The sequence below is a fragment of the Kitasatospora sp. NPDC088779 genome (genome assembly GCF_040685395.1).
GTDB lineage: Bacteria > Actinomycetota > Actinomycetes > Streptomycetales > Streptomycetaceae > Kitasatospora.
In genome coordinates this window covers 39,834-52,550 of the sequence record NZ_JBFBHW010000058.1, presented here as the reverse complement: position 1 = coordinate 52,550, position 12,717 = coordinate 39,834, and the positions used below count along the sequence as shown (strand labels likewise).

Annotated in this window: 12 protein-coding genes and 1 pseudogene; all 13 read left to right on the top strand. The window is 70.9% G+C overall.

Going from position 1 to position 12,717, the window contains the following annotated elements:
- Window positions 1-156 precede the first annotated feature (156 nt).
- The gene (locus tag AB0P03_RS35045) at window positions 157-696 is read left to right on the top strand and encodes a hypothetical protein (RefSeq protein WP_363632617.1); all 540 of its coding nucleotides are present in this window, start codon (window positions 157-159) and stop codon (window positions 694-696) included.
- A gap of 248 nt (window positions 697-944) precedes the next feature.
- Window positions 945-2,300: an AMP-binding protein gene (locus AB0P03_RS35040; RefSeq protein WP_363632616.1), complete on the top strand. Its 1,356-nt coding sequence runs from the start codon at window positions 945-947 to the stop codon at window positions 2,298-2,300.
- A 300-nt stretch (window positions 2,301-2,600) separates the two neighbouring features.
- On the top strand, window positions 2,601-3,524 hold the full coding sequence (locus AB0P03_RS35035) for an ABC transporter ATP-binding protein (RefSeq protein ID WP_363632614.1): 924 nt from the start codon (window positions 2,601-2,603) through the stop codon (window positions 3,522-3,524).
- Window positions 3,517-4,311: an ABC transporter permease gene (locus AB0P03_RS35030; RefSeq protein ID WP_363632612.1), complete on the top strand. Its 795-nt coding sequence runs from the start codon at window positions 3,517-3,519 to the stop codon at window positions 4,309-4,311. The genes AB0P03_RS35035 and AB0P03_RS35030 overlap by 8 nt, the downstream gene beginning before the upstream one ends.
- Entirely contained in the window at window positions 4,304-5,092 is a 789-nt protein-coding gene (locus AB0P03_RS35025; protein WP_363632610.1) for an ABC transporter permease, read from the top strand. Before AB0P03_RS35030 ends, AB0P03_RS35025 begins: the two co-directional genes overlap by 8 nt.
- A 53-nt stretch (window positions 5,093-5,145) precedes the next feature.
- Window positions 5,146-5,688 (top strand): annotated as a pseudogene (locus AB0P03_RS35020) (SIS domain-containing protein); the annotation flags it as partial.
- A 60-nt stretch (window positions 5,689-5,748) separates the two neighbouring features.
- Complete coding sequence (gene rfaE2 / locus AB0P03_RS35015; RefSeq protein WP_363632620.1) at window positions 5,749-7,107, top strand: D-glycero-beta-D-manno-heptose 1-phosphate adenylyltransferase; 1,359 nt, start codon at window positions 5,749-5,751, stop codon at window positions 7,105-7,107.
- 135 nt (window positions 7,108-7,242) lie between these two features.
- Complete coding sequence (locus AB0P03_RS35010) at window positions 7,243-7,761, top strand: HAD family hydrolase (protein WP_363632609.1); 519 nt, start codon at window positions 7,243-7,245, stop codon at window positions 7,759-7,761.
- A 151-nt stretch (window positions 7,762-7,912) separates the two neighbouring features.
- A complete protein-coding gene (locus AB0P03_RS35005) occupies window positions 7,913-8,200 on the top strand; it encodes a hypothetical protein (RefSeq protein WP_363632608.1) in 288 nt (95 codons plus the stop codon).
- A 235-nt stretch (window positions 8,201-8,435) separates the two neighbouring features.
- Entirely contained in the window at window positions 8,436-8,927 is a 492-nt protein-coding gene (locus AB0P03_RS35000) for a signal peptide protein (protein ID WP_363587235.1), read from the top strand.
- A 730-nt stretch (window positions 8,928-9,657) separates the two neighbouring features.
- Complete coding sequence (locus AB0P03_RS34995; protein WP_363587236.1) at window positions 9,658-10,032, top strand: transglycosylase SLT domain-containing protein; 375 nt, start codon at window positions 9,658-9,660, stop codon at window positions 10,030-10,032.
- A 353-nt stretch (window positions 10,033-10,385) separates the two neighbouring features.
- Complete coding sequence (locus tag AB0P03_RS34990; protein ID WP_363587237.1) at window positions 10,386-11,243, top strand: SGNH/GDSL hydrolase family protein; 858 nt, start codon at window positions 10,386-10,388, stop codon at window positions 11,241-11,243.
- 55 nt (window positions 11,244-11,298) lie between these two features.
- The gene (locus tag AB0P03_RS34985; protein ID WP_363587238.1) at window positions 11,299-12,537 is read left to right on the top strand and encodes an acyltransferase; all 1,239 of its coding nucleotides are present in this window, start codon (window positions 11,299-11,301) and stop codon (window positions 12,535-12,537) included.
- The last annotated feature ends 180 nt before the right edge of the window (window positions 12,538-12,717 follow it).

The window sequence follows — 12,717 nt, the reverse complement described above, 5'->3', positions numbered from 1 at the left end:
GGGTACGGCTTGCGTTCACTCACCTCACCACCCCAACAGACCACCGGCCTCGGACGGGCGGACTCCACCCCCGCCCACACCATCAGGTGACAACAAAACCAGTCAAATACTCACGAACCGCCCTCTGAAAGAACCGGGATCGGGAGCGATCGACCTATGCGCACTCGCAAGCAGCTGACCCCGCTTGGCGCTGTCGGTGCGGGCCTGGCGGCGGGAGCGGTCGGCACCGTCTGCATGGACGCCGCGCGGTTCCTGCGCCAGCGCCGGGCCGGTGGCGAACGCAACGCCCTGCACTGGGAGTTCGCCCCGGTCCGCACCTGGCAGGAGGCGCCGGACCCAGGGCAGGTCGGAAAGCGCCTGGTCGAGGCCTTCACCCGGCGTGAGCTGCCGGACAGCGCGGCGTTCCCCGTCAGCACGTTCATGCACTGGGCTTACGGAGTGGGCAACGCGGCCTTCTACGGCGCCGTCAGCGCCTCGCTGCGCAAGCCCCACGTCCTCTACGGGCTCCCGTACGGTGCGCTCGTGTGGCTCAGCGGATACGTGGTGCTTCCGATCGCGGGACTCTACAAACCCATCTGGACATACGATGCCAAGACGCTGGGTGATGATCTGACCGCCCACCTCGCCTACGGCCTCGGCACCAGCAGCGCGTTCTGGTTGCTGAGCAGGGTTTCCGTGTTCTCGCGACAGCTGTAGTTCGCGATCCGGCTGGTGCTGGTGCACTCCGCCACAGTGCGGAGTCGGCCGCCCTGTGGCGCTGGTGCCACCCGTTGAACCGGTTCCGTCCCGCCGGGAGCGGTTCAGGTGAGCCGGAACCGGCCCTTCGGCCGTACGTAGTCCAGGGTGGCGGCATCCCCGAGGAGTAACGGGAGACGGCTCTTCGGACTCTTCCGATTGACATGAAATGGTGGAGTGCGACTGTGCGGCGGCAATTCGATCCGTTGGTGGGAACAGAGAACGAGCGGCACTGGCACTCGCAGATGGTTCATGAGGGGCTGCTCTTTCCGCAGATCTACGGGGAGCGCACGCTGTACTCCGAACTCGCGCAGCGGCCCGGACGGATCAGGGAGATGCAGCGCGAGCGGCTGACAGCGCTGCTCCGGCATGCCGTCGATGCGGTCCCGGCGTACCGGCGGACCGGGATCATGGTCGACGGCGGGGCGGATCCGTGGCGGGTACTGTCCGCCTTCCCGTTGGTGGGCAAGCGTCAGCTCGCTGAGGGCATGATCGACCACTGCGACGACGACATCGACCCGGCGGTGTGCAGGTTCCTGGAAACGTCGGGGACCAGTGGTGTGCCGTTGCGGATGATCCGCCACGACGACGCGTTCGTCCACGAGTGGGCCACCGCGCTCGTCCGGAACGAGCGAGCGGGGTTGGCGTTCGACCGAAGGGTGCTGATGCCGTGTCTCGCGCGGCTCGACCACTGGTTCGAGTACACCTCTCCCGGGATGGGGTTCGCGCGCGTTGCGCAGTTCGGCACGGCCGGACGCACGGCACCCGACCGTGCCGGGTTCGCCGATCGGGCGAGGGGCTTCCGCCCCGACGTGCTGACGGGGTCTCCGCGCAACCTCATGGACTTCATGGGGCTGCTGGGGCAGCACGGCGGCCGCCTGCCGTCGGTGCGGTCCGTCGTGTCGTGCGGGGAGCTTCTCGTCCCCGCCGCTCGGGAGGCACTCGCGGACTTCTTCGGGCTGACGGTGACCGACATGTACGCGATGAAGGAGGTCGGCACCATCGCGGTGCAGTGTGCGCTGGGCTCCTACCACATCGAGTCGGAGCGGCTGTGGTTGGAGGTCGTCGACGACGATGGTGCGCCGGTGCCGGAGGGCAGCGTCGGGGAGATCGTGATCACCGATCTGACCAACCTGGCGATGCCCCTCATCCGCTACCGGACGGGGGACTTCGGCTCGCTGGCAGGGGCGTCGTGCGCGTGTGGCCTCCCGCACAAGGCGATGGACTTGGTGGAGGGGCGGAACCCGGGTGAGCTTCGTCGGCCGGACGGGACCGCGGTTCCCGTGCTCTGGGCCGTTCGGGCTGTCCGCCGCCACCCGGTCCGCCGCTACCAAGTCGTGCAGGAGGCCGACTTCTCCGTGTCCGTGCTGGTCTCGCCCGCTCCTGCGTTCACCGCTGCGGACGCGACGGAGCTGACCCGCAGTCTCGCGGACGTCCTCGGCGCGGACGTCCGGTGCCGGGTGCGGGAAGTCGACGACGGCGACTTCCACAGCACCGGCCGGCGCAAGGACGTCGACTTTGTGAGCTTCCTCCCCGACGTCGCAGACAGCCCGGGCAGGCTCTGAGCCCGGGCAACGAAGGCGACAGCAGTGACACGGGAGGCCCGTTGTCCGATCCCGAGAGGAGGTGACCGACATGACCAAGGAGGAGCGCATCGCGCAGATCCAGCAGTTCTTTCGTGCCGATGGCGTGATCTAGCCGGTCGCCCGGCGACCCGCACGCGGAAGCCGGATTCCACCCCCGGGCCGGTACTGCGCCGGCCCGGGGATCGGGAACGGGCGCATGTGATGAATCCGAGATACCGCGAGGTGACGTGTAATGGGGTTGTCGTGAGACCGTGTCAGCCGGACGGGGAAGTCCTGCGAGTGGAGAACCTGCGCAGGGCATTTCCCGGAACTCCGCCTGTCGAGGCGCTGCGTGGTGTCAGTTTCACGGTGCGTGCCGGGGAGATCGTCGGACTGCTCGGAGACAACGGTGCGGGCAAGACCACGCTCTTGAAGATCCTCTCGACGCTGCTCCTCCCGTCAGCGGGCGGGGCCGCGGTCTGCGGTGCCGACCTGGCCGGGCAGGCGCGCCGGGCGCGCCGTCACATCGGTGTTGTCTTCGGCGGAGACCGGGGGCTGTACCCCCGGCTCTCGGCCCTGGACAACATCATGTTCTTCGGCGGTCTGTCCGGCCCGCACCGCCACCTGCGCGACCGTTCGCTGGCGGCCCTGGAGGAGGTCGGGCTCGTCGAACGGGCCGAGAGCCGGGTCGAGACGTTCTCCAAAGGCATGCGGCAACGCCTCCACCTGGCTGTGGGAATGCTGAACCAGCCGTGCCTGCTCATGCTGGACGAGCCGACGATCGGCCTGGACCTCCTGGAGGGGGAGCGGGTCCGCGACGCGGTCGCGCGGCTCGCCCGCACGGGCACGGCGGTGCTCCTCACCAGCCACTACCCGACCGACATCGACCGCCTGGCGGGCAGGGTCGTGCTGCTCGAATCCGGCTCGGTCTCCCACGACCTGCCCGTCAACGAGTTCCGGCGGCAGGCGGGCTTCACTGCGGAGGTGAGCTTGTCTGGCCCAGGCGTCGCGCCACGTGACGCTGCCCAACTCCTGGCCAACGCGTCCGTGCGGATCCACCAGGACAAGGACGGCTGGAGACTCGCCTTCCAGGTCGGAGCCTGGGACGCGGACGTGCTCGCCCGACTGGCCGAGGTCGTACGACGGTATCCGGTGACGGACATCGATGTCGCCTCGCCCGGGGTCGAGGCCGTGATACGAAGACTGGCCGTGAATCGTGGGTGACGTTCTGCGTGCCGCGCAGACGGAAGCGTGGGCGGTGTGGCGCGCGGCCGTCCTTCAGATCAGGGAGACCGGCCGGGTCAGAACGGCGATGGTCGTCTCGGTGATCCAGCCGATGGTCCTCCTGGCCGTAGTCTCCCGGGGAACCGCGAGTACCGACCCCGGACAGGCGACCGAGGTCGTGTTCGGTTGCGTGATGATCGGCCTGTGGTCGTCCACCCTGTGGGGCGCGGGAACGCTACTGCGCCGTGAGGCGGCCCAGGGAACCCTCGCGACACTGCTGGTTCGCCCTGTTTCCCTGCTGTCCGTCCTTCTCGGCAAGACGCTCGGGGTTGCTGCGGCGGGACTGGTGCGCACGCTGGCCGCGGTGGTTGTCGCCGTGCCCGTCCTCGGGCTGCACCCACAGCTGCCCCGGCCGTCGGCGGCCGTGCTCGTCACTGTCGCGGCCGTCGTCTCCGCAGCAGCCATGGGTCTCGTCCTGAGCTGCGTCGTCTTCCTGTCCCGAGCGGGTCTGCGCATCATCGAGGCCCTCGGCTACCCGGTCTTCGTTCTCGGTGGCATCGTCATCCCACCGGATCTCCTCTCTCCGGTGCTGCGCTGGCCGGCCCAGGCCGTCAGCCTGCACCATCTGGCCGAGTTGGTACACGATGCCGCCCACGGCCGGGCGCCTGCCTCCGTTCACCTGGCGGGCGTGCTGATCCTGACCGTGCTTTACCTCGCCTGTGGGGTGTACGCATTCAATGCTGTGCTGCGGCGCGGCCGAGTCAAGGGGACCCTTGAGCTTGCCTGAGTCCGTCCGAAGCGCGTTCGCCGTCGGCCTGCGGATCTGCCGTCTCTCGGGGAAGGACTACCGGGTCGCCTCAGCCGGCGTGGCAGCGTCGTCCAGCGTGGCGATTCGGACGGTCTTCCAGGTCGCCTTCTTCACCCTCCTCGGGCAACTCGCCGGGGGAGCCACCGGACGTGCGTACGCGTTCGTCGGAGCCGTCGTCTTCGCTCCGGTCGCAGCGGTCACCAGCCACGTGTCCACTGTGGTGACCGCCGAAGTCCCCCAGGGGACCATGTACCGGCTGCGCCTCGGGAACGTCCCCCTGCTCGCCGTCATGCTCCTGCGGTCGTGGGTGTACGTCGCCGAAGGGCTCACCACGTCACTCGTGGCCCTGGTCGTCCTTGGGCCCACCATGCTCGGCTGGCGCGCAACGGCCGACGTCGCGGCTGCGTATCCCCTCGTTCTCCTCACCACGATGGGCTGTCTCTGCACAGGAATGCTCTGCTGCGCGCTCGTTCTCCTCGGTCTGGACGAGGGAATGGCCGTCAATTTCGTCGGCTACCTCATACTGCTCTGCGGCGGTGTGGTCGTTCCTGCCGATCCGGACGGAATCCTTCACCTGATCGGCCAGGTGCTACCCCTGGGCGCCGGCCTGAACGCCGTGCGGATCGGTACGACGGGTCAGGTGTGGGGGGCGGTGGCACACGAGGTGGCCGTAGCCGCGTCGTGGCTTCTCCTGACCGGCGTCCTCCTCCGGTACCAGGCCCAACGTGTCCGTCACGGCTCCGCACCCGAGTCGGTGTGACCGCGCACCCGCCGGCTGCGTCTTCCCCTCAACCCCCCTTCCGGAGGCACTTCATGGCTCCACCGGGCCAAGAACACATCCGCGCCCTCGTCCAGGCGCTGCACCACCTCGACACCGATGTCCTGGACCGCTGGGGCCGGATCCTCGCCCCTGCTCTGGCCACCGGGAGGCGGCTCCTGGTGGCGGGCAACGGCGGGTCAGCAGCCGAGGCCCAGCACCTCACGGCCGAACTGGTCGGCCGGTTCCGCGCCGAGCGCGCACCGCTGTCCGCGATCGCGCTGCACTCCGACTCCTCCTCGGTCACCGCCATAGCCAACGACTACGGGCCCGAGGAGGTCTTCGCCCGGCAGGTCCGTGCGCACGGGCGCCCTGGCGACGTCCTGCTCCTTCTCTCCACCTCCGGGACCAGTCCCAACGTGCTCGCCGCCGCCCACGCCGGCCGGGAAGCAGGCCTCACCGTCTGGGCATTGACCGGCCCCGGCCCGAATCCCCTCTCCGACGTGAGCGACGAGGCGGTGTGCGTGGACGCCGCCCAAGCCGCCACCGTCCAGGAATGCCATCTGGTCGCCGTACACCTGCTGTGTGCCAGCATCGACACCCACCTCACCGGACCCGATCCCTCCGCCGACACACAACCGGACGGTCCGCGGCGACTGGTGGTGGTCGGCGACGTCCTGCTGGACCGCGACATCACCGGGACCGCAGACCGCCTCTCCCCGGAAGCCCCCGTCCCCGTCGTCTCCGGCACCCAGACCGTCAACCGGCCGGGCGGCGCCGGGCTGGCAGCCGTTCTCGCCGCCCGGACCCCCGGCTGGCGCGTCACCCTCGTCTGCGGTACCGGACACGACGAATCCGGGGCGCAGGTGCGCGCCCTGCTGGGCGAAGCCGGGATCGAGGTCATTGATCTGGCAACCGGCGGGACCACCCCGATCAAGACCCGTATCCGCACCGCCGACCGCACTGTGCTCCGGCTCGACACGGACACCTGTCCACTTCCACTCGGACCCTTGCCAGAACTGGCGCATGCCCGGCTGGCCACAGCCGAGGCAGTCCTGGTGTGCGACTACGGGCGCGGCATCACCTCCCACCCGGAACTCCGCCAAGCTCTCACCTCGGCCGCAGCCGGCCGTCCACTGGTGTGGGACCCGCACCCCAGAGGCACAGCGCCGGTCCCCGGCACCGCCCTGGCCGTCCCGAACGCCGAGGAGGCATTCGCTTTCAGCGGACACGCCGGACCTCGCGACCTGGCGGGCGACACGACCCGCGCCGTCCGACTGCTGGCCATCTGGCCCGTGGAGCAGCTGGCGATCACACGCGGCCGCAACGGCGCGGTCCTGGTCACGAATCCCGACGGTCACCCCCTGGCGGTCCCGGCCAGACACGCGGCCGGCGACACCTGCGGAGCCGGCGACCAACTGGCGGTCACCGCAGCCATGACGCTCGCCGCCGAACGGCTGCCCTCCCACGCCGTGGCCGCAGCTGTCGAAGCCGCCACCAGCTACGTCGAAGCAGGCGGCCCTGCCTCCCTGACCGTCGTGCCCGCCCCCTGGTGCACGGGCCCGCTGGAGCGCGCCGCCCGGGTGCGCGCGCAGGGCGGCAAGGTCGTCGCGGCAGGCGGCTGTTTCGACCTGCTGCACGCCGGCCACCTCTCCCTGCTCGACCAGGCCCGGCGCCTGGGCGACGTTCTGGTCGTGTGCATCAACAGCGACGCCTCCGTTCGCCGCCTCAAAGGCGAGAGCCGGCCGGTCGTCGGCGAACGCGAACGCGCCATGCTGCTGACAGCACTGAACTGTGTGGACGGCGTGATCGTCTTCGACGAGGACACCCCCTCAAGGGTGCTGGCCGAGCTCCGCCCGGACATCTGGGTCAAAGGCGGCGACTACGCGGGCCGACGGATCGCCGAAGCCGACCTCGTCGAAAGCTGGGGAGGAGAAGTCGTCACCGTGCCGTTCCTCGACGGCCACTCCACCACCGACCGGATTCACCACGTCGCCCAGCGGGCAGGCGCCAGATGATCCTCGGCGGCAGCATCCCGGTCACCGACGCGGCCGTATTCATCGGCCGATACACAGCGACGACCTTCCACCGCCGCAGCCGTGCGACAGAGTGACCCGAGGCACAGGCCGCATCCGGAACGGTGCCGGAAGGCCGTGTTCCTCGACCGCGACGGCACCCTGACCGAACTCCGCCACTACCCCTCCCACCCCGCCGACCTGGTCCTCCAACCAGGCATCGAGGCACCACTGCTGGCCCTCCAGCAAGCGGGCTACGCCCTCGTCGTCGTCACCAACCAGAGCGGTGTGGCCCGCGGGTTCTTCACCGCGGAGACCATGAGCGCCATGCACGACCGGTTGACCCTGCTCCTCGCCCACCACGGCGTTCATCTCGATGCCATCTACGCCTGCCCTCACCACCCGGAAGGCACCCTTCCCGCGTACCGAAGCGCCTGTCAGTGCCGGAAGCCGGCTCCGGGAATGCTCCACCGAGCCGCCCACGACCTCGGACTCGATCTCACCCGGTCCTGGATGGTCGGAGACTCGCCGAGCGACGTCGCCGCCGGTCGGCGAGCCGGAACCCGTACCGCCCTCGTCGGCCGCCAAGCACTCAACTGCCCACCCCCGGACCTCCAGTCCTCGACTACGTACGACGTGCTCCGCCAACTGATCTGACGGCTGAGGGCTGTTCGGAGCCGTGACGCTCTCCGAACCGCTGGCGGGACACCAAGGGCTGCAGCGGCACCAGCCGGCCTCAGCCCTGACTCGCTCGCATTCCGGCCAACAGACATGTACGGCGGCCCGCCGGCACCGCCGGCGACCGCGCGTGGACCTTCGCCCAGGCCCGCGCCCAGTCGAGGCCGGCCTCGACTGGGCGTCGGAGACCGACGACGACGTCACGAACACCGCGACCGTCACCGGGGGCGGCGACACCGCCACCCACACCGACACCGACCCCACCACGATCAAGCACCACGAGCACCACGAGCACGACGAGCACGACGAGTCCGACATGCGCTGCGACCACCGCGAGCACTGGTGGAGCAACCCGGGGTCCGGCGGGGCGAAGCACCGGCCACCCGCGCGGTGGCCGGTGCTTCTTGCCGTCCGGTGAGGGGCCCGAAGGTGTGACCTGGCCTGCTTGCAGTGCTCGTTCCTGGAGGGCCCTGGGCGGGGCCGCCGGTCCGGTGCGGATGCGCGGTGGGCCATTGGTGTGCAGGGTGGATGGGGTACGGTCCGGGCTGCCCGGCGGCGGCAGTCCGTCCAGCCGTGGAGCGCTCGGTGGGCGGGTGATCGCCCGGCCGCCGGTGAACTTCCCGGGAGCGCCGTCGACGACCGAAGGAGACACCATGCCCACCTGGAAGGTCCTCCGCCGGGCTCTGGCCCCGACCGCCCTCGCCGCCGTGTTGGCCGCGCCGTTCACGATGCCGTCGCCGGCGCTCGCCACGGGGGTCCTCGCCCCGCAGGTGGTGGCCGCTGTCGCGCCGGTCTCGTTCGTCGGCCTGCCCGACCGGCCGCTGCCGTCCGACCACGCGGCGCACCCGATGACTGTCACCTACCGCAACGACTCGTCGGCGGACCGGACCGTCGCCCCGCAGATCCTCGTCGAGTCACCGGACGACGGGCCCTTCCTCGCCCCGACGGACATCAAGCTCGAGGTCCTGACCGGCGGCCACTGGAGGACCGTGCGGCTGGCCAGCCAGACCGGAACGCTGTACACGGACCTCACCCGGGCGAAACTGGTCCTCCACAGCCATCACACCCTCACCCAGCGGTACCGGCTCACCGTCGTCAAGGCCGGCCCGGGCACGGTCCAGCCCAGGATCGCGCTGTACGCCTGAAACCCTCGGGGCTTCGCCGGCCGCATGGGTCGCATGGGCCGCATGGGCCGCGTCGAGATGCCTGGCGACTCGCACCCGGCCACGAACGACGCCGGGACGTCTTCGGAGCGGGGTATGCCGGCGGGACGGACGGGCGTCTCGGTGGCCCGGCCGGGATCCCGTGACGGCTTCGCGCCCTGCCCGACCGCCGCCCTGCCGGCCAGGGGGCCGCCAGCTGTGGCGACGCCCTGTGGTGCCGTTCCCGCGTCGGCCGGGTGTGGTGGCGGTCTCAATGGCGGCCGATCGGCGGTGACTCGGCGTGGTGGCGGCGGGCCGGTCGGTGATGGCGCCGGGGTTGGGGCCGTGAGTGCGCTCACATGTGAATGCGGCGTACGACGACGGATAGTGGTGTCCGTTTTGCACTATTTTGCAACTGTTTGGTGGGTTATTGGGGGGTGTTTGTGCAGGCGGAGCGGGGTCGGCGCGCTCCGGGCGGCCCGCCTCTCGAACCAGTGCCGGTCGCTTCGCTACGACGGCGGATCGTAGCGGAGGGGTCTTGGCGAGCGCCGATCCGGTCTGGCAACTTGGCATTCATCGCCAGCCACACCGGCCCCTGTCCCACCGGTGAACGGCTTACCGCCGAGTCACACCCCGCGACCGTTCGGCCCCTGTCCGGCCACGGTCGAGGCGGGGAGTGACGCCGGCCCAACTGATTGAGGTCTTGCTCTATATGCCCGCTTTCAAGTTCCGTATGCGTACCACTGCCGTGATTCTTGCCGGTGCCGCCGGTGTGACCGCCCTGGGTGCCGCCGTGGTCCCCGCCGTCGCCTCGGCCGCGGACGCCTCCCCGCAGGCCATCGCCGCGCAGATCGTGCCGGCGGACCAGCTGGCCTCGTTCAGCCAGATCATCTCCCACGAGTCGGGCTGGAACGTCACGGCGACCAACCCGAGCTCGGGCTCGTACGGTCTGGGCCAGGCGCTGCCGGCCTCCAAGATGGCCTCGGCCGGCGCGGACTGGAAGACCAACCCGTCCACCCAGATCAAGTGGTCGCTGGACTACATGAACACCCGCTACGGCAGCCCGAACGCGGCCTGGAACTTCTGGCAGGCCAACCACTGGTACTAAGCCGACCACTCGGCTTCCCCTCACCCCGGGGGCCGGACAGGGGCAACCGGAGTGACCCACGAGGGCCTGTTCCCGCGCATCTGCGCGGGAACAGGCCCTCGTGCCGTCTCCGGGCCGTTCGAAACACACGATCGGCAGCAGCGCACCTGTGCCGGCGCCTGCCGTGGCGGCACGGCGACGTACCACTTCCGTGACGGCTGCCGGGAGGTGTTCGTCATCGGCACCGGCCACGCCGTGTGGACGCGTTGGACCCGCCCCTCGGGGACGTCGGTTACGGGATGCTCATGAGGCCGTCGAACCGCGGTGACACAACGGTCAAACGGCGCGAAAAGAGGTCTCCTAGCTTCTTCCGCATGACCTACGAACACCGAACGTCCCATGACCACGACACCCACGCCGTTGGCCGCGGCCTGCGCCGGGGTGGCATCCTCTGCGCTGCCGTCCTCGCCGGCGCCCTCGCCCTGACCTCCTGCGGAAGCTCCCCGGCCGAGGACGGGGGTGGCCCGGGGCCGGCGAAGGCCGGGGCCGGCGCGGAGCGGCCGTCGTCGGTGCCCGGCGCCGGAGGGTTGAAGAAGCCCTCAAGGATCCTGTGGATGGGGGACTCCATCGCCGTCGGGGAGGCGCTGCCGCTGGCCGCCGCGCTCAAGTCCACCGGCATCGAGCTCACCTCCGTCGCCGCCGACGGCGGCGGCGCAGCGGTCGGACCGGTGGCGATGTCCAGCGGCGACGTCGCCTCCCGGCTCACGTCGGTCCGCCCCGAGCTGGTGGCCTACCAGATCACCACCTACGACTGGGGCGGCCCGCAGGCGCAGCAGCAGGCGTACGAGAAGCTGATCGACACGGTCAAGGCCGCGGGTGCCCGTCTGGTGATCGTCACCACTCCGCCGTTCGACACGGGCGATGACTTCTACGCCCCGCACAGGGCCGACATCGAGTCCGCTCCGGGGGCGGCGAAGGCGGCCGTCGCCGCGCACCCCGGCGATGCCTTCTTCCTCGACGCCTCCGCCTTGTGGGGCACCGACTTCAAGGCCCCGCAGGCGCAGCGTTCGAACGACAGGACGCACTCCTGCCAGCAGGGCACGGCGAAGTTCGCGCAGTGGTTCACCACCGAGGTGGGCAAGCTGGCCGGGTTCTCGCCCGCCGATCCCAAGAGCTGGGCCAACGGCGACTGGACCAAGTCGGATGTGTTCGCCCAGCTGAACTGCGCCTGAGCCGGTGTCCGAGATGAAGACCGCCTCGCCGACGGCCCGGCGGGGGAACGCGCGCGTGTCCCGCCGCCGGCCGGGCCCGGGGACCGCCGCGCGCTCCGGCTCCCGCCGCTCCCACGTCCCGGCCCTGGACGGCCTGCGCGGGCTGGCCGTCCTCGGGGTCCTCCTGTTCCACCTCGGGGACTTCCCCGGCGGGTTCCTGGGGGTCGACCTGTTCTTCGTGCTCTCCGGCTTCCTCATCACGGGGCTGTTGCTGCGGGAGGCCGGGGAGAACGGCGGCCGGATCGACCTGGCGGCCTTCTGGGGCCGCCGGGCCAGGCGGCTGATGCCCGCCCTCGCCCTGGCCCTGGGCTCGGCGATGGTGCTGGCCTCCGTGCTGGGCACGGCGGCCATGGCCCGCTTCGCGCACCAGGACGCCCCCTGGGTGGTGGCCAACCTCGCGAACTGGCATTTCATCGACGCGCAGGTCGGTTACTTCCAGGCGAACCCGACCCGGGTGTTCACCCACCTGTGGAGCATCGCGGTGGAGGAGCAGTTCTACCTGCTGTGGCCACCGCTGGTGCTGCTTCTGTTGCGGCTGCGCCGGACCGCGGGTGCCGTCGCGGTGGCCGGCGTGGCGCTGGTCGGTGCGCTGGTGTCCGCGGCGCTGATGGCGCTGCTCGTCGACCCGATGGACACCACCCGGGTCTACGAGGGCACCGACACCCGGGTGTTCGCCCTGCTGCTCGGCGCGCTCGCGGCCACTCCGGCGGTGCGGCTGCGGGTGGCGCGGTTGCCGGGGCCCGCCGCGGGCCGGCTGGCGCTGATCCCGGCGGGCCTGCTGGCCGCCGGGTGGGCGCTGGCCTCGGGGACGGGGCAGCTCGTCCTGTTCCGCGGCGGGTTGCTGTTGCACTCGGCGGCGGCGGCCGCGCTGATCGCCCTGCTCGCGCACGTCCCGGCGTCCCCGCTGGGCAGGGTGCTGAGCTGGCGCCCGCTGACGGTACTGGGCGGGCTCTCGTACGGCCTGTACCTGTGGCACTGGCCGCTGATCCTGCTCCTGGACCACGCTGGTCCCCGCCTGGAGGGCTGGGCCCGGATGTTGTGGCTGGGCGGGCTGGCGGTGGCGGTCGCGGCCGGGTTGAAGGCACTGCTGGAGGACCCCGTCCGCTACCGGGCCCGCTGGGCCCGCGGCCGCCCCGGGGTCCTGGCGGCCGTGAGCACCCTGGGCGCGCTCGCCGCACTGTGGCTGGTGCTGCCGCTGATCGCGCCGACGGCGCCGGGTGCCGTCGTGGACGTCACCCAACTGTCCCTTCCCTGAGGCGCGGTGGCCGGATCCGCGCTGTGCCTGCGTGCGTTCGGGCCGGGCTTCGGGACCTGTCCCAGACCGTCGCGGGCGGGCAGGCAGGCAGACAGGTAGGCAGCCGGTGCCGGTGATCCGGCTCGCTGAGCCCGGGCGGGCGTCCTCACCGAGGTGTGTGGCGAGGCCTCGTGCGACCTT

Bases quoted from the DNA above. Each gene is read 5' to 3' on its own strand.
- AB0P03_RS35000 (WP_363587235.1), top strand. From the start codon at position 8,436: ATGCCCACCTGGAAGGTCCTCCGCCGGGCTCTGGCCCCGACCGCCCTC.
- AB0P03_RS34995 (WP_363587236.1), top strand. From the start codon at position 9,658: ATGCGTACCACTGCCGTGATTCTTGCCGGTGCCGCCGGTGTGACCGCC.
- AB0P03_RS35045 (WP_363632617.1), top strand. From the start codon at position 157: ATGCGCACTCGCAAGCAGCTGACCCCGCTTGGCGCTGTCGGTGCGGGC.
- AB0P03_RS34990 (WP_363587237.1), top strand. From the start codon at position 10,386: ATGACCTACGAACACCGAACGTCCCATGACCACGACACCCACGCCGTT.